Below are 20,329 nucleotides of genomic sequence, written 5' to 3' on the forward strand. Positions count from 1 at the left end.
CGTGCCGGGGCGGCGCCAGGGGGCAATGCGTGGTGCACCTTGAACCGCCGACCACGCCCGCCGCGCGACAAGGCGATCAGCGAACGGCGCCAGGAACCGGTAGCGCCCCGCCCGTGGCGTACAGCACGCCGCGCGGCGCGCGCACCAGGCCCCAGAGCCGCAAACCGGCCAGCTCGGCCACCTGCACACCGGTAGCAGTGGGCGCCGAGATGGTCGCCAGGGCCCCGATGCCGACACGGGCGCATTTGCGCACCAGCTCATGGCTGCCCCGGCTGCTCAGCAAAACGAAGCCGGGCTCGTTCAACCGCCCCGCCCGGGCCAGCCCGCCGATGAGCTTGTCGAGCGCGTTGTGCCGTCCCACGTCTTCGCAGACTTCGACAAGCCGCCCGTCCAGACCCGCCCAGCCGGCGGCGTGCAGCGAGCCGGAATGCGCGTTGTGCGGCTGCAGTGCGCTCAGGCTGGAAAAGGCGGCCAGCACCATCGGAAGGTCAATGCGCGCGACCCAGTCACGGGTGGGCAGCCGCGCTGGCTCCAGGTCGAGCGCGGCAAAGCTCTCCACCCCGCAGACTCCGCAGCCGGTGCGCCCCGCCATGCTGCGCCGCCTGTGGCGAAGCCGCTCGAAGCAGCGGGCAGAAATCTCAAGGTGCACCTCGATGCCCGGCACGCCCGCAGGCAGATGGGCCACTTCGCCATCGACCGCCTGCAGCGTGATGCCACGGCAGTCCTGCGCGCTGTCCAGAATGCCCTCGCTCAACGCAAAACCCAGTGCGAAGTCTTCCAGCCGTTCGGGCGTGGCCATCATCACGGCATGGGAAATGCCGTTGAACACCAGCGCGACGGGAATCTCGGTCGCCAGCGTGTCGTCGCGCTCAACGCCCTCAGCGGGAGCGCCGGCCTCGCCGAACACCCGCACGGTGTGCCGGGCCAGCGGCCACCAGTCGGCCTCCGGTGCGTCGGCCTGCGCCACCGAGTCAGCCGCCTGCGCCGAGATGGCATCACGGCCCGCGCTGGTGATGTGCGCCGTCCACCGGCCATCGCCCTGCACCAAGCGCGTCCAGCCCGGCCCGGGCAGCCCGCCGATCACCGCGTCGCCCATCTGGCTGAGCTGGCGCATCAGCACGCTGGCGCCCTGGCCCAGGCGCTTGCCCAGCCGAGGCAGCGACACGCCGGAGGCGGCATCGTCTTCGGCAAGCATGCGCAGAATGGCCATCTGCAGAGACTCGGGCGGCGGCACGCCGGGCGCTGCGCCCGCATCGGCAGGCACCGCCTGGGCGGAGCCTTCTCCGCCGGCTTCACGCATCGACAACGGCATCAGGCGACTACGCCGCTCAAGGTGTGCTGGTGGTCAGCATCGGACCGGGGCACCACATGCGGCAGCAGCAGCACGGGAATGGACTTGGACGTTGGCGTGCCTGCCGCGTCCGCCACGGCAGACAGCGGCACCAGCGGGTTGGTTTCGGGGTAGTACGCGGCCAGGTTGCCGCGCGGAATGTCGTAGGCCACCAGTTTGAAGCGGTCGGCGCGGCGCTCCTGCCCGTCGGACCACACGGTCTGGATATCCACCCAGTCGCCATCCTTCATTCCCAGCGCGCGAATGTCCTTGTCGTTGATGAACACCACGCGGCGCTGGCCGAACACGCCGCGGTAGCGGTCGTCCATGCCGTAGATGGTGGTGTTGTACTGGTCGTGCGAGCGCGTGGTGAGCAGCGTGAACACGATGGAGTCCTTGAACCGCTCGCGCGCCTTGTGCGAGGGCGTGTCCTGCGGCACCACGGGCGAGTGGAAGCTGGCCTTGCCCGATGCGGTGGCCCACACGCGTTCGCTGGCCGTGTTGCGCAGGCGGAACCCGCCGGGCACCGCCACACGCTGGTTGAAGTCCTTGAAGTCGGGAAACACCTTCTCGATCTGGTCGCGGATGCGCGAATAGTCTTCGATCAGCCACAGCCACGGAATATCGCTGCGCCCGGCCAGCGTGGCCGCTGCCAGCCGCGCGACGATGGCCGGCTCGGACAGCAACTGATCGGACGCGGGCGGGTTGATGCCCACCGAGATATGAACCATGCTCATCGAGTCTTCCACCGTCACGCCCTGCGGGCCGCCGGCCTGCATGTCGATCTCGGTGCGGCCCAGGCAGGGCAGGATCAAAGCCTCCTTGCCGTGCACGATGTGGCTGCGGTTGAGCTTCGTGGTCACGTGCACCGTCAGGTCGCAGCGCTGCAGCGCCTTCCAGGTCTCGTAAGTGTCGGGCGTGGCTGCGGCAAAGTTGCCGCCCAGCGCGAAGAACACCTTGCCCTTGCCGTCCAGCATGTGGCGGATGGCCTCCACGGTGTCGACGCCGTTCTCGCGCGGGGGCTCGAAGCCGAACACGTCGCGCAGCTTGTCCAGCAGGGCCGCGGGCGGCTTTTCCCAGATGCCCATGGTGCGGTCGCCCTGCACGTTGCTGTGGCCACGCACCGGGCAAGGGCCGGCACCTTCGCGGCCGATGTTGCCGCGCAGCATGAGCCAGCTGACCATGGCCTGGATGGTGTCCACCGCGTGCTTGTGCTGGGTAATGCCCATGCCCCAGCAGGCGATCACTTTCTTGGCGCCGATGTAAATGTCTGCCGCAGAGCGGATCTGCGCCTCCGTCAGGCCCGACTCCCGTTCCAGCAGCGCCCAGGATTCGCTGCGCAGGTTCTCCACCAGAACCTCGAAACCCGTGGTGTGCTCGGCGATGAAGGCCTTGTCGAGCACGCCGCCGCGCGCTTCTTCCTGCTCCAGCACATGCTTCATCATGCCTTTGACGGCCGGAAGATCGCCGCCCACGCGCAGCTGGAAGTAGTGCGTGCTGATGGGCGTGGAGCCGAAGGTCGCCATCTCCAGCTTGTCTTGCGGGTCGGCAAAGCGCTCCAGGCCGCGCTCGCGCAGCGGGTTGAAGCTCACGATGCGGGCGCCGCGCTTGTGCGCCTCACGCAGCTCGCCCAGCATGCGCGGATGGTTGGTGCCCGGGTTCTGCCCGAAGATGAAAATCGCGTCCGCATGCTCGAAGTCTTCCAGCGTCACGGTGCCCTTGCCCACGCCGATCTGCGGGCGCATGCCGCTGCCGCTGGGCTCGTGGCACATGTTGGAGCAGTCGGGGAAGTTATTGGTGCCGTACTGGCGCACGAACAGCTGGTAGAGGAAGGCGGCTTCGTTACTGGCACGCCCCGACGTGTAGAAAATCGCCTGGTTCGGGTCAGGCAGCGCACGCAGGTGGCGCGCGATCAGCCCAAAGGCATCGTCCCATGAGATGGGCCGGTAGCGGTCGCTGGTGGCGTCATACGCCATGGGGTGCGTCAGGCGGCCCTGGTCTTCCAGCCAGAAATCACTTTGCGCCGCCAGTTCGGCCACGGTGAACCGCTCGAACAATTCAGGGCCGGCACGCCGGGCGGTAGCTTCTGCCGCCACGGCCTTCACGCCGTTTTCGCAGAACTCGAAGGTGGAGGCATGGTTGCGGTCAGGCCAAGCGCAGCCCGGGCAGTCGAAGCCATCGGGCTGGTTGGCGGACAGCAGCGTTTTCGCGCCCTTGATCGGAATGTCCTGCCGCAGCAGCGTGTTCTTCACGCTGTTGAGCGCACCCCAACCGCCCGCAGGCCCTTTGTAGAACTCGATTTTTTCCTGTTTCATCATGGTCTCCTGGACGAGGGCTGCCGGTTGGACTTCGCTGCACCTGCGGCGTTCCCCAGCCGGCACCCTTTAAGTGGGTGTCTTGAAAGTGGCCGCAGCGTCGGCCAGCGATGCAGCCTGTTCGCGCATGCGCAGGGCAGCCGCTGCTGCTTCCTCCACCAGCGCGGCGTTCTGCTGCGTCATCTGCTCGATGCGTTCCACGCTGTGGTGGATGTCTTCGATGCCACTGCTTTGCTGGCCGCTGGCCGTGGCGATGCCTTCGATGAGGCGGGTGACCTCGCCGATCGAATGGGTGATGCCCTGCATGGAGGCGCGCGCCTCCTGCACCAAGCCACCGCCTGCGTCCACCCGATCCACCGAGGCGGAAATCAGGCCGCGTATCTCACGCGCAGCATCGGCCGAGCGGGTGGCCAGGCCCCGCACTTCAGAGGCCACCACGGCGAAGCCTCGGCCCTGCTCGCCCGCACGAGCCGCCTCCACCGCTGCATTCAGCGCGAGGATGTTGGTCTGGAAGGCAATCGAATCGATGATGCCGATGATGTCCTGGATGCGGTGCGCACCCTCGCGGATCTCGGCCATGGTGGTCACCACGCGTTCCACGGCTGCGCTGCTCTGTCCGGTGGACGTGGCCACGGCGCTCATCAGCCCGTTGACGCGCCGCACATGTTCGGCGTTCTGCGCGACGGTCGCAGTGAGCTGCTCCAGCGCGGATGCGGTGGTGTTCACCTCGCCGGCTTGCTGTTCGGTGCGCGTGGCCAGGTCGTTGTTGCCGTCTGCGATCTCGCTGGTGGACAGGCGCAGCCCCTCGGCACCGCGCCGCACATTGCCCACCAAACCTGCCAGCCCCACGCCAATGCCGTTGATGGCCTGCAGCATCTGCCCCACCTCGTCGCGCTGCGCCACATGCATCTGGGTGGTGAGGTCGCCCGCAGACAGCCGCTGCGCGGCCTGGCGCCCTTGCTTCACCGGGCCAGAAATGCCGTGCTGCACCATGGCGTACACCAGCGCCGCCACTACCAGCGGCTGGCAGATGGCGAAAGCGATCCAGATGGGCAGCAACGATGGCAACGCCAGCCACGCCAGCGCCCACAACGCATATTGCCCGCCCAGCAGCCAGAGCGCCAAGCGCCCGGCCATGCCCAATGAAGGTATTTCGCTTACGTCGAGTCCCACATACAGCACCCCCACCACTTCGGCGCCGGCATTGCGCACCGGGTCGTAGCGGGTCATGTTCTGCCGGCCGAAGACCGTCGCGTAGCCCTCATACGAATGGCCCGCCAGAAGCTTGCGGTAGGCGGGGTGAGAACGATCGAGCAGCGTGCCCACGGCACGCTCGCCGTCCTGCTTGCGCACCGACGTGGCAATGCGCACGAAGTCGTCACCCTGCCGTGCGAACACGGTGGCCCGCACGCCTGTCTGCGCAGTGAAACGATCTGCTGGCGCAAAGTCGCCATTGAGCGCCCGCCCGCCGCACAGCAGCGTGGGCGCCTGCCCTGGCGCCGCGGGTGCCGTCAGGCTGAACGCGCCGCTGTGCTCGGCCGCAAAGCGCGCTGCGGCAGCATGGATCCGGCGCTTCAGCGAGCCAGGCAGCATCAGCATGTGAGCGGCCCTTTACTGGAAGAACTTGGCAGCGCTGCCCAGCGTCTTGTAGATGCCCCAGATCAGCGGAATACCCACGGCCGCCCAGGCAAAAGCCACCAGCGCCGGGCTGGTCGTGCCGCCCGCGCCAGTGCCGCCGCCCACTTCAGCGGCCACGCTCTTTTCATGCGCCAGCTTCTTTTCGTGCGCCAGTTCTGCGTCGCTCATGAACCACTTGTCGGCGAGCGGACGCACCAGCAGGTTGGCGATGAGGCCGATGACCAGCATGCCCACCAGGATGTACATGGTCTGGTTGTAGACCTGCTCGCGCGGCAGGCCCAGGCCCAGCTGATATTCGCGCATGTAGTTCACGACCACCGGGCCCAGGATGCCGGCCGTGGCCCATGCGGTGAGCAGGCGGCCATGGATGGCGCCCACGAACTGCGTGCCGAACAGGTCGGCCAGATAGGCCGGCACCGTGGCGAAGCCACCACCGTACATCGACAGGATCACGCAGAACGCACCCACGAACAGCAGCTTGCTGCCGGCGCTGGCAGAGCTTGGAATGCTGGCGTACATCAACGCGCCCAGCACGAAGAAGATCACATACGTCATCTTGCGGCCGAACTTGTCGGACAGGCTCGCCCAGAAGAAGCGGCCACCGATGTTGAACAGCGACAGCAGCGCCGTGAAGCCGCCCGCCACGGCCGCGATCGCGGCCAGCTGGGTCTTGTCGAGCTCGCCGAACTTCTGCGGCACACCGATCAGGCCCCCGCCGAACACTTCCTGCAGCATGGGAGAAGCCATGCCGATCACGCCGATGCCGGCACTCACGTTCATGCACAGCACGACCCAGATCAACCAGAACTGTGGAATGCCCCAGACGCGCTTCACATGCACGTGGCGCTGCGTGATCATGGTGTTGGCCGAAGGCGGCGGCGGCGTCCAGCCGGCTGGCTTCCAGCCCGTGGCGGGCACGCGATAACCCAGAGCGCCAGCCATCATGAACACAAAGTACACCAGCGCCATGACCACGAAGGTCTGCGTCACGCCCACGTCGGTGGGGCTCGAGAAGTGCTTCATCAGGTCGACCGCCAGCGGCGATCCGATCATCGCGCCGCCGCCGAAGCCCATGATGGCCATGCCGGTGGCCATGCCGCGCCGGTCAGGGAACCACTTGATCAGCGTGGACACGGGGGAGATGTAGCCCAGCCCCAGCCCGATGCCCCCGATCACGCCGGAGCCGAGGATCATCAGCCAGAACTGGTGCAGGTGAATGCCCAGCGCCGACAGCAGCATGCCGCCGCACCAGCACACGGCCGACACGACACCCGCCTTGCGCGGGCCGGCGCGTTCCAGCCAGCCGCCCCAGATGGCGGCCGAGCAGCCCAGAAACACGAAGAACAGCGTATACATCCAGCCCAGCGTGGCCACTCGCCAGTCGCAGCCGGAGGCAAACAGCTCGGCGAAGAAGCTCATGTCCTTGGCGCAGGCAGCGCCCGTGCCGGCCGTGGACAGCGCCTTGGACAGCGGCAGCCAGAACACCGAGAAGCCGTAGGCCATGCCGATGCACAGGTGGATCGCCAATGCGGCCGGTGGCACCAGCCACCGGTTGAAACCCGGACCGGCAATGATCCGTTCCTTGTCCAGAAAGCCCGGAGCGCTCGAAGCTCCAGCCGTGCCCATCCCCACCGATGAATCAGCCATTCGTACGCTCTCTCTCTTTTTAAGTCGAGGTGCATCGACGAGCACCCCGGTTGTAAAAAATTGACACAAATCAATGCACCGAGGCGGAGTGTCTGGAGGGATGCGCAAAAACGTCAAATGGAATCGGCGCATGCGACGATTCAAAAAATGAATGAATGTATGAAACGACAGCCTTGCCATGGCGCCGTAACGTGGAGTTGGTAGCAACTCAAAGACCCTATGGCCGGGACGGCGCCTCACCTCTGCGTCGATAAAGGGTCAGAGGTCGAGCGATCCGCTGGAAGCCGCGACTTCGTCACGCCACGCCGCCTCTTCGAGCAAGGCGATGGCCGCCTCCAGCGCGCGGGATGTGCGTGGGCCGCGCTGCGTCATGAACCCGATGGGGGTGCGAATATCTGGCGAGATCAGCGGCAGCGCCTCCAGCGCCCGCTCCTGCCGGGCGGCAGCAACCATGGCACCGGGCAACACGCTGCAGACGTCGCCCGACAGCACGCTGAGCACCAGCGTGAGCACCGAGTTCGTCTCGATGGCTGGCAAAAGCTCCACGCCGGCCTCGCGCAAGGCCTCGTCCACGATGAAGCGGTTGAACATGTCGGGGGTCAGCAGGCACAGGGGCAGTCGACCAGCCTCGGCCCAGCTGACAGGCGCGCCGATGCGCATGCGGTCCGGCGCAGATTCGGCGGCGCAGCGCAAAAGGTAGTAGCGCTCGGTGCATTGCGGCCACGAACGCAGTTGCGCCCGCTGTGCCTGCATGCGCTCGCTGTAGCCCAGCGCCAGATCGAGCGACAGGTCTTCCAGCCCGCGTTCAAGCTCCATGGAACTCATGGACAGCACCACCGGCTGAATGCCCGGATGGCGCGTGCGCAATTGCACGGCAAAGCGCGACAGCAAGGGAATGGCAGTGGGCGTGGCGGCCATGCGCAGGCGGCCCTGGGGTGCATCCTGGGTGCTGCGCAATTCCTGCCGCAGCACTTCGCTGTCGCGCAGCATGCGCCGTGCGGTGGCCAGCACGGCGTCGCCCTCGTGCGTCAGGCCGGCGAACGAGCGCCCTCGCTGCACGATCACCACGCCGAACTCCTGCTCCAGCGCGCGCAGCGCGTTCGACAGCGCCGGCTGCGTGATATGGCAGGCCTGCGCAGCACGGCCGAAATGGCGGTGCTCGTCCAGCGAGACCAGATAGCGCATGGCAGCCAGCAGGTTCATCGCGCGGATTCCTTCAGAGGGCTCAGGTGTCCTTGCTGATGGAGATGGTGGGAAACTTTGCCGAGAAATCCTTCGCCTGTTGGGCGACCTTCACGGCCACGTCGCGCGCCACCTTCTTGTAGATCTGCGCCACCTCGCCATCGGGGTCGGCCACCACCGTGGGCGTGCCGCTGTCGGCCTGCAGGCGAATGGCCATGTCCAGCGGCAGCGCGCCCAGGTAATCCATGCCGTACTCGGCAGCCATCTTCTTGCCGCCGTCGGCTCCGAAGATGTGCTCCACATGGCCGCACTGGCTGCACACGTGGGCGGCCATGTTCTCCACGATGCCGAGAATGGGCACGCCCACCTTCTCGAACATCTTGATGCCCTTCTTGGCGTCGAGCAGGGCGATGTCCTGCGGCGTGGTGACGATCACCGCGCCCGTCATGGGCACGCGCTGGGACAGGGTGAGCTGGATGTCGCCGGTGCCGGGCGGCATGTCGATGATGAGGTAGTCCAGATCCTTCCAGTTGGTCTGGCGCAGCAACTGCTCCAGCGCCTGCGTGGCCATCGGGCCGCGCCAGATCATGGCTTCGTCCTGGTTGACGAGAAAGCCGATGGACATCACCTGCACGCCGTGGTTTTCCATCGGCTCCATGGTCTTGCCGTCGGCGCTCTCGGGCCGGCCGCTGATGCCCAGCATCATGGGCTGGCTGGGGCCGTAGATGTCGGCGTCCAGCACGCCCACGCTCGCGCCCTCGGCGGCCAGTGCCAGCGCCAGGTTGGCGGCCGTGGTGCTCTTGCCGACGCCGCCCTTGCCCGATGCCACGGCGATGATGTTCTTCACTTGGGGCAGCAACTGCACGCCGCGCTGCACGGCATGCGCCGTGACCTTGCTGGTGATCTGCACCGACACGTTCTCCACGCCGGGCACCGTGCGGGCAGCCGCCGCGAACTGGCGTTGCAGCTCGGGCACCAGGCTTTTGGCGGGGTAGCCCAGTTCCACGTCGAAGGCTACGTCGCCGCCGCTGATCTGCACATTGCGCAGGGCGCGGGTGCTGACGAAATCCTTGCCCGTGTGAGGGTCGCACACCTGTGCGAGGGCCGCCAAGAGGCCCTGTTCTGTGACTGCCATGCTTGTGATAACTCCTGTGGAGCGGGTAGTCTATCGAAGGCCCCCGACCCCTCCGTTTCGCGGGACAATGCGCCCGCGCGCTGCCGGGCACCCTGGCACTGCACCCCTCATTTCCAGACTCTCTCCGACAAGGCCCCCCGTGAAACTGAAGATGGCCCCGAACTCCTTGTTCGCGATTTTGCTGCGCTCGCCGTGGTGGATCAGCATGGCGGCTGCCGGCGGCATTGCGTTGCTGTGCGGCGCCCTGCTGCCTGCGCACCTGGCGCCTTTCGCGGCCGTGGGTGCGCTGCCGATCGCCGTAGTGGGCTGCATGGCGGCGTGGCGGCAGTGGAAGGCGCCGAGCGCGGCGAAGGTTGAAGCGGTGCTCGCCTCGGCCGCCGCGATGTCCTGGCGCGACTTCTCTGCCGCACTGGAACGGGCCTGGCAGGCTGAAGGCCACACGGTGCAGCGCCTGAACGGCCAGCCCGCCGACCTGCGCCTGGAGCGCGGCAGCCAGGTGCTGCTGGTGAGCGCGCGCCGCTGGAAGGCCGCCACCCATGGCGCCGAGCCGCTGCGCGAGCTGCAGGCCGCCGTGCAGGCGCAGCAGGCCAGCGCCGGCGTCTACATCGCGCTGCAGGGCAGCGTGAGCGACAACGCCCGTGACTTCGCGCGCGACAACGGCCTCATCCTGATGGAAGGCGACGCGCTCGCCGTGCTGCTGCTCAATCACCCGGCCGCCTGAGGTCGCCCCGCACCAGACGCCCTGCACCACACGCCATGTCTACACCGCCCCAGCCCCATGCCTATGCGCCCGCCCCGGTGGTCGGCCTGGTACTGACCGGCGGTGGTGCCCGCGCGGCCTATCAGGTGGGCGTGCTGGAAGCCATCTCCGACCTGCGCCTGGCCTGTGGCGCGGGGCGCGATCCCAACCCCTTCCCCATCATCACCGGCACCTCGGCCGGGGCGATCAATGCCGCGGCCCTGGCCTGCGGCGCCGACCACTTCGACCGGGCGGTGCGGCGCATCGCCCGCGTATGGCGCCATTTCCATGCCGCGCAGGTCTACCGGGCCGACTCGCTGAGCGTGATGCGCAGCGGCGCGCGCTGGCTCACCCTGCTGTCGATGGGCTGGATGCTCACCCGCTGGCGCCGCATGCGGCCGCGCTCGCTGCTGGACAACGCTCCGCTGGCCGAACTGCTGCAGCGCATGGTGCCGCTGGCGCGCCTGCCGCGCCTGATTCGCCAGGGGCACGTGCGCGCGCTGGCCGTCACGGCCTCCAGCTACAGCTCGGGCGAACACGTCACGTTCTTCGAGGCGTCGGACACCGCCCGGCCCTGGGTGCGTTCGCAGCGCAAGGCCGCCGCCGGGCGCATCAGCCATGCGCACCTGCTGGCGTCGTCGGCCATTCCCTTCGTCTTTCCGGCCACGGCGCTGGAGATGGAAGGCCGCACCGGCTACTACGGCGACGGCTCCATGCGCCAGTCGGCTCCCATCGCGCCCGCCATCCACCTGGGTGCTGAACGCATTCTGGTGATCGGCGCCGGCCGCATGCACGAGCCTGCCGGCGAGGCGGCGACCCAAGCGGCGCCCGACTATCCGTCGCTGGCCCAGGTGGCCGGCCATGCGCTGTCCAACATCTTCCTGGATGCCCTGTCGGTGGACGTGGAACGCGCCCAGCGCATCAACCAGACCCTGTCGCTGATTCCGCCCGAAGCCCGCACGCGCAGCACGCTGCGCCCGTTGGAGCTGCTGGTGATCGCCCCCTCGCAGCGGCTGGACGCCATGGCCGCCCGCCACGTGGGCGACCTGCCGGGCCCCATCCGCACCCTGCTGGGCGGGCTGGGCGTGAGCGCGCAACCCGACGACGTGCGCGGCGCCGCCCTGGCCAGCTACCTGCTGTTCGAGTCGGGCTACACCCGTGAACTGATGGCCCTGGGCCGCGCCGATGCGCTGGCGCGGCGCGCCGAGATCTGCGCCTTCTTCGGCTGGAAAGACACCGGCAACGCGGTGCGCGCACCGGCGCGCTGAGCCAACCGGCGCAGCCTCTTAAAATCCTGCCTTTCCGCCCGGCCCTTTCCGCCCGGGCCGCGACCCTCAGAAAGCCCGCACCCGATGCCAGCACGCCAGATCTTCGTCACCACCGCCCTGCCTTACGCCAACGGCAACTTCCACATCGGCCACATCATGGAATACATCCAGGCCGACATCTGGGTGCGGTTCCAGCGCATGCGGGGCCACGCGGTGAACTTCGTGGGCGCGGACGACACGCACGGCGCGCCGATCATGATTGCCGCCGAAAAGGCCGGCAAGACGCCCCAGCAGTTCGTGGCAGGCATTGCCGCCGGCCGCAAGCAGTACCTGGACGGCTTTCACATCAGCTTCGACAACTGGCACAGCACCGACGCGCCCGAGAACCACGACCTAGCCCGCCAGATCTACCGCGACCTGCGCGACCGCGCCGACGGCAGCCTGATCGAGGTGCGCACCATCGAGCAGTTCTTCGACCCCGAGAAGAACATGTTCCTGCCCGACCGCTACATCAAGGGCGAATGCCCTAAATGCCACGCGAAAGACCAGTACGGCGACAACTGCGAGGTCTGCGGCTCGGTCTACGCGCCCACCGACCTGATCGATCCGTTCTCGGCCCTGTCGGGCGCACGGCCCGAGCTGAAAAGCTCCGAGCATTTCTTCTTCAAGCTGTCCGATCCGCGCTGCGTGGAGTTTCTGGAAAAGTGGACGCAGGACGGCAAGCTGCAGCCCGAAGTGGCCAACAAGATCAAGGAATGGTTCACCGTTCGCACCAACCCCGACGGCACCACCAGCGAAGGCCTGGGCGACTGGGACATCAGCCGCGACGCGCCCTACTTCGGCATCGAGATTCCTGACGCACCCGGCAAATACTTCTACGTGTGGCTCGATGCCCCCGTGGGCTACCTGGCCTCGCTCAAGAACCTGCTGGAAAAGCGCGGTGAGAGCTACGACGCCTACATGGCCGACCCGACGCTGGAGCAGTACCACTTCATCGGCAAGGACATCGTCACCTTCCACACGCTGTTCTGGCCCGCCATGCTGCATTTCAGCGGCCGCAAGACGCCCGACAACGTGTTCGTGCACGGCTTTCTCACCGTGAACAACGGCGAGAAGATGAGCAAGAGCCGCGGCACCGGCCTGGACCCGCTCAAGTACCTGAAGCTGGACATGAACGCCGAGTGGCTGCGCTACTACCTGGCCGCCAAACTGTCGGCGCGCAATGAAGACATCGACTTCAATGCCGAAGACTTCATGCTGCGTGTGAACAGCGATCTGATCGGCAAGTACGTCAACATCGCCAGCCGGGCCGCGGGCTTTCTGACCAAGCGGTTCGAGGGCCGGCTGACGAGCAAATTCGGCGCCACGGGCGCAGCCTTGCTGGCGGACATTCGCACTGCCGGCGACGCACTGGCCGCGCTGTACGAAGCGCGCGAATACAGCAAGGTGACGCGCGAGATCATGCTGCTGGCCGACAAGGTCAACGCCTATGTCGACCAGAACAAGCCCTGGGATCTGGCCAAGGACCCGGGCAACAACGAAGCTCTGCACCAGGTGTGTTCGGTGCTCATCAACACCTTCGCGGCGCTCACGCGCTACCTCGCTCCGGTGTTGCCGGGCCTGGCGCTGTCGGTAGAGAAGTTCCTGGGTGTGAACCTGCAGCAGTGGCACGTGGCGGGAGATGTGCAGGCCATCGCCCCTTACCAACACCTGATGCAACGCGTCACCCCAGAGCAGCTTGAGGCATTGTTTGAGCCTCCAGCGCCCGTGGAATCAGCGCCAGCAGCTACAAAAACAGTAGCAGAACCCGGTGGCGAAGCATTGACCCCCACCATCACCATCGACGACTTCGCCAAGATCGACCTGCGCATCGCGCTGATCGTGAACTGCGAGCCGGTCGAAGGCTCCACCAAGCTGCTGCGCCTGACGCTGGACGTGGGCGAGGGAAAGACCCGCAACGTGTTCAGCGGCATCGCCAGCGCCTACCAGCCGGCCGACCTGATCGGCAAGCACACGGTGATGGTCGCCAACCTGGCGCCGCGCAAGATGAAGTTCGGCCTCAGCGAAGGCATGGTGCTGGCCGCCAGCCACGGCGACGAGAAGGCCCAGCCGGGCATCTACGTGCTGGAACCCCTGCCCGGCGCCACGCCCGGCATGCGGGTGCGCTAATCCAGCCAAAGCAAGCGATTGACCAAGAAAGGCCCTGCGGGGCCTTTCTTGCTGCCTGCCCGTAGGTCAGTGCCCCACGTACCGCCCCGGCCGGTGGCTGATCCACAGGAACCCGCTCATCACCAGCACGGCCAGCACCGAATACGCCACACGGTCGGGCGGCACCACGAAGAGCGCCAGCAGCACCACCACGCAGTCAATCGCCATCTGCACCTTGCCGGCGCGAATGCCGTGGCTTTGCTGCAGATAGAGCGACAGGATGGTCGCGCCGCCCAGGCTGGAGCGGTGGCGCGCCAGAAACAAGCACCCCGTTCCCAGCAGCAGCCCGCCCAGCACGGCGGCAAACAGCGGGTTCAGGTAGTCCACATGCATCACGTGGGGAAACAGCTCGGTCAGCACCGACAGCAGCGCGATCGACAGGAAGGTCTTGATCGTGAACTCGCGCCCCATGCGGGTCCAGGCGAACCAGTAGAACGGCAGGTTGATGACGAAAAACAGCTTGCCGAACGAGATGTCGGTCACGTAGTGCAGCAAAAACGCCACGCCCGCGGTGCTGCCGATGAGCAACCCCGCCTGGCCGAACAGCATCAGTGCCATGGCCACGAACAGCGTGCCGGCAAAAAGTGCCTGCGCGTCTTCGTAATACCCATGGCGCAGCGAGACGGTGGGAGGCAGCGGGGGCGCGGGGTCGTTCATGGTGCGGGCAAGAAAGGGGACCGGCGAGGGGCGCAGGTCATGGGAGCATACGTATGCAAGCCGCGCGCCAGCGGCCCGCAGCACCGATGCAGGCCGCGTTCAACGCCCGTCCTGGTTCATCTCCACCACGCTGCCGGTGCGCAGCACCTGGCCGTTGCTGCCGAAGGTGGCGGTGAAGATCATCGGCTGCGTGCCGCCGTCGTTCCAGCGCCAGTCCCACGCGGTTTCGCCCTTGAGGGTGTAGCTCATCACCTTCATGGGCTTGCCCAGGCGGCGGCGCACCTCGTCCACCGTCATGCCCGGCGTGATCTGTGCGAATTCGGCCGGCGTGAGCACCTGGCGCAGCGCAGTCATGCGGCCTTCGGGGCCAATGGTGATCATGTAGTTGACCGCGCCGGCCGGCTGGCGGTTGTATTCGAAGGTGCGGGCGCCGCCGGGCTCGTCCCATACGCGTTCGGGCTCGCCGAAGCGCGCGCGCACGTCGGCCTCGGTCGAGGCGCCCACCTGCAACTCGCTGATGCTCTGCAGATCGCAGCCACCCAGCAGCGACAGCGCCAATGCGGCCGCAGCCACGCCCCAGAGACGAAACACCATGAAAGCTTCCTTTGCCGGCAACCGCCTGCACGGCGGCGAAGCACACACTCTAGTCCACGGCCCGGTGGGTGCTGCAGGCCGGGAGGCGCGGCCAGGCGTCGGACGGCACCCATGGCGTGCCATTCGAGCGCGGGAATATGCCCCGGCGCGCAGGCCCGCTAAAATCGCCGGCTCCCACAGTGCTCCCCACCCCCACGCCGCCATGTCCTTCTTCCGCCGCCCCGACTATCAGTCCGACGTCACCCAGTTCATCAACAAGCTCAAGACGGACAAGCCGGAGCTGGACGTGCAGCAACGCGAAGGCCGGGCCCTGCTGTGGGACAAGCAGGTCGATCACCGCGCCTGGAAGGAATACGACGAGGCGCAAATGGCGCAGCAGCCCTACGTGTACCAGACACGATCCTGAACTTGATACTCAAATTGGCCGCCAGCGCTTGACCAGCAAGCGCAAGCTGCTATTAATACCATAGCAAACGGCCATGTCCCGCGCAGCCCCCCGCCCCCACGACGATGACCGCCCCGCGGCCGGCGGCATGCCCGACGTGGTCGATCAGGTGGCGCTGGCGCGCCTCTACGGCGAGCCGCTCTTCGCGCTGCCGCAAGACCTCTACATTCCGCCCGACGCGCTGGAAGTGTTCCTGGAGGCCTTCGAGGGGCCGCTCGATCTGCTGCTGTACCTGATTCGCCGGCAGAACTTCAACATCCTCGACATCCCGATGGTCGGCGTGACGCGCCAGTACCTGGCCTATGTGGACGAGATCCGCAACCACAACCTGGAACTGGCGGCCGAATACCTGCTGATGGCGGCCATGCTGATCGAGATCAAGTCGCGCATGCTGCTGCCGCCCAAGAAGCAGGAGGGCGAAGGTGAAGTCGAAGACCCGCGCGCCGAGCTGGTGCGCCGCCTGCTCGAATACGAGCAGATGAAGCTGGCCGCCGCCGGCCTGGGCCAGCTGCCGCAGTACGGGCGCGACTTTCTCAAGGCGCAGGTGCACATCGAGCAAAGCCTGGTGCAGCGCTTTCCCGACGTGCACGTGGTCGACCTGCAGGAAGCCTGGCGCGACATCATCCGCCGCGCCCGGCTGGTGCAGCACCACCGCATCACACGCGAGGAGCTGTCGGTGCGCGAATACATGAGCCACGTGCTCAAGGCGCTGCAGGGCCGCCGCTTCGTCGAATTCGAAGACCTGTTCGACCCCGAGCAGGGCAGCACCGTGCTGGTGGTGACCTTCATCGCGCTGCTGGAGCTGGCCAAGGAAACGCTGATCGAGATCACCCAGGCCGAGGCCTTCGCACCCGTCTACGTCCGCCTCGCATATGTCCCGGCATGACACTCCCTGAGTCGGGGAGGCCACCGGTGGCCTGGCAAAGCCAGTCCCACGGCGGCCCTGGACCGCAGGAGTGCCCGTTTTTAGGCCCTTGAACCCCATGCCATCGCACGACTTCGACGTTCTCATCATCGGCAGCGGCCTGGCGGGCCTCAGCGCCGCCCTGCACCTGGCGCCCACGCACCGCGTGGCCGTGGTCACCAAGCGCCAGCTGCATGACGGCGCCAGCGGCTGGGCGCAGGGCGGCATCGCGGCCGTGCTGGCCGAGGGCGACAGCGTGGACGCCCATGTGCAGGACACGCTGGTCGCCGGCGCGGGCCTGTGCGACCTGGCGGCGACGCGCTTCGTGGTCGAGAACGCACCGGATGCCATCCGTTGGCTGCAGCAGCTGGGCGTGCCGTTTTCGCTGGACGAAGCGAGCGGCGCTCTGCACCTGACGCGCGAGGGCGGCCACGGCGCGCGCCGCATCGTGCATGCAGCCGACGCCACGGGCGCAGCCGTGCAGCGCACGCTGATCGACACCGTGCGCGCCACGCCCGGCATCACGCTGTTCGAGCAACACACGCTGGTGGACGTGATCAGTGCGGGCAAGCTGGGCCTGGCGGGCGGCACCCAGGGCGCAGGCGGCCAGCGCTGCCTGGGCGCCTACGTGCTCGACGAAGGCGCGGACGAGGTGCTGACCTTCCGCGCGCCGCACACCATCCTGGCCACGGGCGGCGCGGGCAAGGTGTATCTCTACACCACCAACCCCGACACGGCCACCGGCGACGGCATTGCCGCCGCCTGGCGTGCGGGCTGCCGCGTGGCGAACCTGGAATTCATCCAGTTCCACCCGACGTGCCTTTACCACCCGCATGCCAAATCCTTTTTGATCAGCGAAGCGGTGCGTGGCGAAGGTGGCCAGCTCAAGCTGCCCGCATCGGCCGGCGGTGCGCGCTTCATGCCCCGGCACGACGAGCGCGCCGAACTCGCCCCGCGCGACGTGGTGGCCCGCGCCATCGACTTCGAGATGAAGACGCACGGGCTGGACTGCGTGCACCTGGACATCTCGCACCAGAGCCCGGCCTTTCTGCAAGAGCACTTTCCGAACATCCTGGCGCGCTGCGCGGAACTGGGCATCGACATCACCCGCGAGCCCATTCCCGTGGTGCCCGCGGCGCACTACACCTGTGGCGGCGTGCTGACCGACCTGGCCGGCCGCACCGACCTGCCTGGCCTCTACGCCATTGGTGAAACCGCCTGCACCGGCCTGCACGGCGCTAATCGCCTGGCCAGCAACTCGCTGGTCGAATGCATGGTGTTCGCGCGCGCCGCTGCGCAGCACATCGCCGCCGCCGCGCCCCAGCCCGTGCCTGCGCTGCCTGCGTGGGACGACAGCCGCGTGACCGACGCCGACGAGTGCGTCGTCATCTCCCACAACTGGGACGAGCTGCGCCGCTTCATGTGGGACTACGTGGGCATCGTGCGCACCAACAAGCGGCTGGAGCGCGCGGCGCACCGCATCACGCTGCTGCAGGCCGAGATCGCAGAGTTCTACGCCAACTTCCACGTTTCGCGCGACCTGCTGGAGCTGCGCAACCTGGTGCAGGTGGCCGAGCTGATCGTGCGCTCGGCCCAGATGCGGCACGAAAGCCGGGGGCTGCACTACAGCCGCGACTGGCCCGAACGCGCCGCACCGGCCGCGCCCACCATCCTCGTGCCCGGCGCACGCTGATCCCCTGTTCCTGAACCTGAGGCGACACCCATGTTCCGCACCCTGCTCAAGTCCAAGATCCACCGCGTAGCTGCCACGCACTGCGAGCTGCACTACGAAGGCTCATGCGCCATCGACGAAGACCTGCTTGACGCAGCGAACATCGCCGAGAACGAACAGGTGCACATCTGGAACATCAACAATGGCGAGCGCTTCATCACCTACGCCATCAAGGGGCAGCGGGGCAGCGGCATGATCTCGGTGAACGGCTCGGCCGCACGCCGTGCCAGCGTGGGCGACCTGCTCATCATCGCGGCCTTCGCGCAGGTGCATGAAGACCAGCTGCCCACGCACCAGCCGCAGCTTGTGTTCGTCGATGCGCGCAATCGCCAGACCGAGCTGCGCCACGCCGTTGCCACCCAAGCCCTGTGACCCGTTTGTTTTCAAAAATACCAACAACCGTTCATGCTGAGCTTGTCGAAGCGCCGCGCGAGGCTGCGACAAGCTCAGCCCGAACGGTATTGAATGATTGAACTCAAACTCGTATGAGCTCGCCCCTGCATCTTCCGACCGACGCCCTCCCCGCCCGCAGCCTCGCCAGCGTCTGGCACCCGTGCACGCAGATGAAGCGGCACGAGGCCGAGCCGCCCGTGGCCATCGCGCGGGCCGCAGGGCCGTGGCTGTACGCCGCAGATGGGCAGCGGTACCTGGACGGCATCAGCTCATGGTGGGTCAACCTGTTCGGGCACAGCCACCCGCGCATCCAGGCGGCCCTGGTCGATCAACTCACCAAGCTCGACCACGTGATGCTGGCCGGCTTCACCCATGCGCCGGTGGTGGAATTGTCGGAACGCCTGGCCGCGCTGACCGGCCTGGGCCACGCTTTCTACGGCAGCGACGGCGCCGCCGCCACCGAGATCGCCCTGAAGATGAGCGCGCACTTCTGGCGCAACCAGGGCCGCCCGGAAAAGAGCCGCTTCGTGGGCCTGGCCGGCGGCTACCACGGCGAGACCGTGGGCGCGCTGGCCGTTACCGACATCGCGCTGTTCCGCGAGGCCTACGCCCCGCTGGTGCGCCTGGCCGATGTGGCGCCCAGCCCCGACGCGCGCGGCGCCCGGCCCGGCGAGAGCGCAGCCGACGTGGCCCGCCGCGCCGCCGCCGCGCTGGAGGGCTGGCTGGCCGAACACCACGCCACCACTGCCGCGCTCATCCTGGAGCCGCTGTCGCAGTGCGCGGCCGGCATGGCGTTTCACGATGCCGAATACCTGCGCCTGGCCCGCGCGCTGTGCGACCGCTACGAGGTGCACCTGGTGGCGGACGAAATCGCCGTCGGCTTCGGCCGCACCGGCACGATGTTCGCGCACCAGCAGGCGGGCATCACGCCCGACTTCATCTGCCTGTCCAAGGGCCTGACCGGCGGCACGCTGCCGCTGTCGGCCGTGCTGACCACCGACGCCATCTACGCTGCCTTCTACGACGACGACGTGGCGCGCGGCTTTCTGCATTCGCATTCGTACACCGGCAATCCGCTGGCCTGCCGCGCCGCGCTGGCCACGCTCGATTTGTTCGAAGAAACCGACGCACTGGCCGCCAATCTGCGCCTGGCCGCCGCTATCGACGCCGCCTGCGCGCCTATCGCTGCACACCCGCGTGTGCGCCACGCCCGCCGGCTGGGCATGATCTGGGCGTGGGACGTAGACACCACCCTGCCCGACTTCGCCCGCCGCTTGCACCGCCACGCCATGGCGCGCGGGCTGCTGCTGCGGCCCATCGGCAACACGCTATACGCCATGCCGCCCTACGTGCTGGGCGAGGCCGAGGTGCAGCACCTGGCCACGCAGGCGCTGGCCGCGCTGCAGGCCACGCTGGCCGAAGAAGACACCGCTGACGGCGCACTGCAGGAGCGCCTTCCATGAGCTTCGGCTGCTTCGTCACCGGCACCGACACCGGCGTGGGCAAGAGCCTGGCCAGCGCCGCGCTGCTGCACGCGCTGGCGGGCCACCATGCGCGCGTGGTGGGCATGAAGCCCGTGGCGGCAGGGGCAGAACTGTGGGGTGGCGTGCTGGCCAACGAAGACGCCGTCGCGCTGCGAGCCGCCTCCACCGTCGCCGTGCCGCCCGAACTCGACAACCCGGTGCTGCTACCCCATCCCCTCTCGCCGCACATCGCCGCACAGCGGGCCGGCGTGCGCATCGACATCGCCGCCATCGTGCGCAGCTACCGGCAACTGGCCGAGCGCGCCGATGCGGTGGTGGTGGAAGGCGCGGGTGGCTGGCACGTGCCGCTGTCTGATAGCACCACCGGCGCCGACCTGGCCCAGGCGCTGGGCCTGCCCGTCATCCTGGTGGTGGGCCTGCGGCTGGGGTGCCTGAGCCACGCCGCGCTGACGGCCGAGGCAGTGCGCGCAAGCGGGCTGCCGCTGGCCGGCTGGGTGGTGAGCCGGATCGATCCGCACATGCTGGCGCCAGAAGACAACATCGCCTGGCTGCGCCAGCACCTGAACGCGCCGCTGCTGGCCGACCTGCCGCACCAGAGCGCACCCGACGCACGCGCCCTGGCCGCGTGCTACCAACTGCCTACCGAATGGACCTGACC

Annotated in this window: 17 protein-coding genes; 9 read left to right on the forward strand and 8 right to left on the reverse strand. The window is 67.6% G+C overall.

Going from position 1 to position 20,329, the window contains the following annotated elements; translation table 11 throughout:
* Positions 1-76 precede the first annotated feature (76 nt).
* The 6 genes from fdhD to apbC all read right to left on the reverse strand — a co-directional run bounded on the left by fdhD (position 77) and on the right by apbC (position 9,247).
* The gene (gene fdhD / locus RQI28_RS16585; RefSeq protein ID WP_404976921.1) at positions 77-967 is read right to left on the reverse strand and encodes a formate dehydrogenase accessory sulfurtransferase FdhD; all 891 of its coding nucleotides are present in this window, start codon (positions 965-967) and stop codon (positions 77-79) included.
* A gap of 344 nt (positions 968-1,311) precedes the next feature.
* On the reverse strand, positions 1,312-3,645 hold the full coding sequence (locus tag RQI28_RS16590) for an FdhF/YdeP family oxidoreductase (RefSeq protein WP_311222404.1): 2,334 nt from the start codon (positions 3,643-3,645) through the stop codon (positions 1,312-1,314).
* Between the two features lie 69 nt (positions 3,646-3,714).
* Positions 3,715-5,244, reverse strand: a complete 1,530-nt coding sequence (locus tag RQI28_RS16595) for a methyl-accepting chemotaxis protein (protein WP_311222405.1) — start codon at positions 5,242-5,244, stop codon at positions 3,715-3,717.
* 12 nt (positions 5,245-5,256) lie between these two features.
* Positions 5,257-6,930 (reverse strand): OFA family MFS transporter, encoded by a 1,674-nt coding sequence (locus tag RQI28_RS16600; RefSeq protein ID WP_311222406.1) that lies wholly within the window; start codon positions 6,928-6,930, stop codon positions 5,257-5,259.
* 258 nt (positions 6,931-7,188) lie between these two features.
* Positions 7,189-8,133 carry a LysR substrate-binding domain-containing protein gene (locus RQI28_RS16605; protein ID WP_311222407.1) on the reverse strand — a complete coding sequence of 315 codons (945 nt, stop codon included), beginning with the start codon at positions 8,131-8,133 and terminating at the stop codon, positions 7,189-7,191.
* Positions 8,134-8,155: 22 nt separating this feature from the next.
* Positions 8,156-9,247 (reverse strand): iron-sulfur cluster carrier protein ApbC, encoded by a 1,092-nt coding sequence (apbC, locus tag RQI28_RS16610; protein ID WP_311222408.1) that lies wholly within the window; start codon positions 9,245-9,247, stop codon positions 8,156-8,158.
* 151 nt (positions 9,248-9,398) lie between these two features.
* Here apbC and RQI28_RS16615 point away from each other — a divergent pair, with 151 nt between their 5' ends.
* The 3 genes from RQI28_RS16615 (at position 9,399) to metG (ending at position 13,423) form a co-directional block, all read left to right on the forward strand.
* Positions 9,399-9,968 carry a restriction endonuclease gene (locus tag RQI28_RS16615; RefSeq protein ID WP_311222642.1) on the forward strand — a complete coding sequence of 190 codons (570 nt, stop codon included), beginning with the start codon at positions 9,399-9,401 and terminating at the stop codon, positions 9,966-9,968.
* Positions 9,969-10,003: 35 nt separating this feature from the next.
* Positions 10,004-11,254 (forward strand): patatin-like phospholipase family protein, encoded by a 1,251-nt coding sequence (locus tag RQI28_RS16620; protein ID WP_311222409.1) that lies wholly within the window; start codon positions 10,004-10,006, stop codon positions 11,252-11,254.
* A gap of 84 nt (positions 11,255-11,338) precedes the next feature.
* The gene (gene metG / locus RQI28_RS16625; RefSeq protein WP_311222410.1) at positions 11,339-13,423 is read left to right on the forward strand and encodes a methionine--tRNA ligase; all 2,085 of its coding nucleotides are present in this window, start codon (positions 11,339-11,341) and stop codon (positions 13,421-13,423) included.
* A 66-nt stretch (positions 13,424-13,489) separates the two neighbouring features.
* Here the strand turns inward: metG and RQI28_RS16630 are convergent, their stop codons facing one another.
* Both RQI28_RS16630 and RQI28_RS16635 read right to left on the reverse strand, forming a co-directional pair.
* On the reverse strand, positions 13,490-14,119 hold the full coding sequence (locus tag RQI28_RS16630) for a YitT family protein (RefSeq protein ID WP_311222411.1): 630 nt from the start codon (positions 14,117-14,119) through the stop codon (positions 13,490-13,492).
* 99 nt (positions 14,120-14,218) lie between these two features.
* Positions 14,219-14,713 carry an outer membrane protein assembly factor BamE gene (locus tag RQI28_RS16635; RefSeq protein ID WP_311222412.1) on the reverse strand — a complete coding sequence of 165 codons (495 nt, stop codon included), beginning with the start codon at positions 14,711-14,713 and terminating at the stop codon, positions 14,219-14,221.
* A gap of 202 nt (positions 14,714-14,915) precedes the next feature.
* Between RQI28_RS16635 and RQI28_RS16640 the strand changes: the two genes are divergently transcribed.
* The 6 genes from RQI28_RS16640 to bioD all read left to right on the forward strand — a co-directional run bounded on the left by RQI28_RS16640 (position 14,916) and on the right by bioD (position 20,327).
* Positions 14,916-15,119 carry a DUF3460 family protein gene (locus RQI28_RS16640; protein ID WP_311222413.1) on the forward strand — a complete coding sequence of 68 codons (204 nt, stop codon included), beginning with the start codon at positions 14,916-14,918 and terminating at the stop codon, positions 15,117-15,119.
* A 73-nt stretch (positions 15,120-15,192) separates the two neighbouring features.
* Positions 15,193-16,044: a ScpA family protein gene (locus RQI28_RS16645; RefSeq protein WP_311222414.1), complete on the forward strand. Its 852-nt coding sequence runs from the start codon at positions 15,193-15,195 to the stop codon at positions 16,042-16,044.
* Positions 16,045-16,141: 97 nt separating this feature from the next.
* Entirely contained in the window at positions 16,142-17,755 is a 1,614-nt protein-coding gene (gene nadB, locus RQI28_RS16650; protein WP_311222415.1) for an L-aspartate oxidase, read from the forward strand.
* Between the two features lie 30 nt (positions 17,756-17,785).
* Positions 17,786-18,166 (forward strand): aspartate 1-decarboxylase, encoded by a 381-nt coding sequence (panD, locus tag RQI28_RS16655; protein WP_311222416.1) that lies wholly within the window; start codon positions 17,786-17,788, stop codon positions 18,164-18,166.
* Positions 18,167-18,279: 113 nt separating this feature from the next.
* Positions 18,280-19,650, forward strand: a complete 1,371-nt coding sequence (gene bioA / locus RQI28_RS16660; protein ID WP_311222417.1) for an adenosylmethionine--8-amino-7-oxononanoate transaminase — start codon at positions 18,280-18,282, stop codon at positions 19,648-19,650.
* Positions 19,647-20,327, forward strand: coding sequence for a dethiobiotin synthase (gene bioD / locus RQI28_RS16665; protein WP_311222418.1), 681 nt, complete (start codon positions 19,647-19,649; stop codon positions 20,325-20,327). Before bioA ends, bioD begins: the two co-directional genes overlap by 4 nt.
* Positions 20,328-20,329: the final 2 nt, after the last annotated feature.

It is taken from the genome of Acidovorax sp. WCS2018Noco2-16, assembly GCF_031843945.1.
Lineage (GTDB): Bacteria > Pseudomonadota > Gammaproteobacteria > Burkholderiales > Burkholderiaceae_C > Paracidovorax.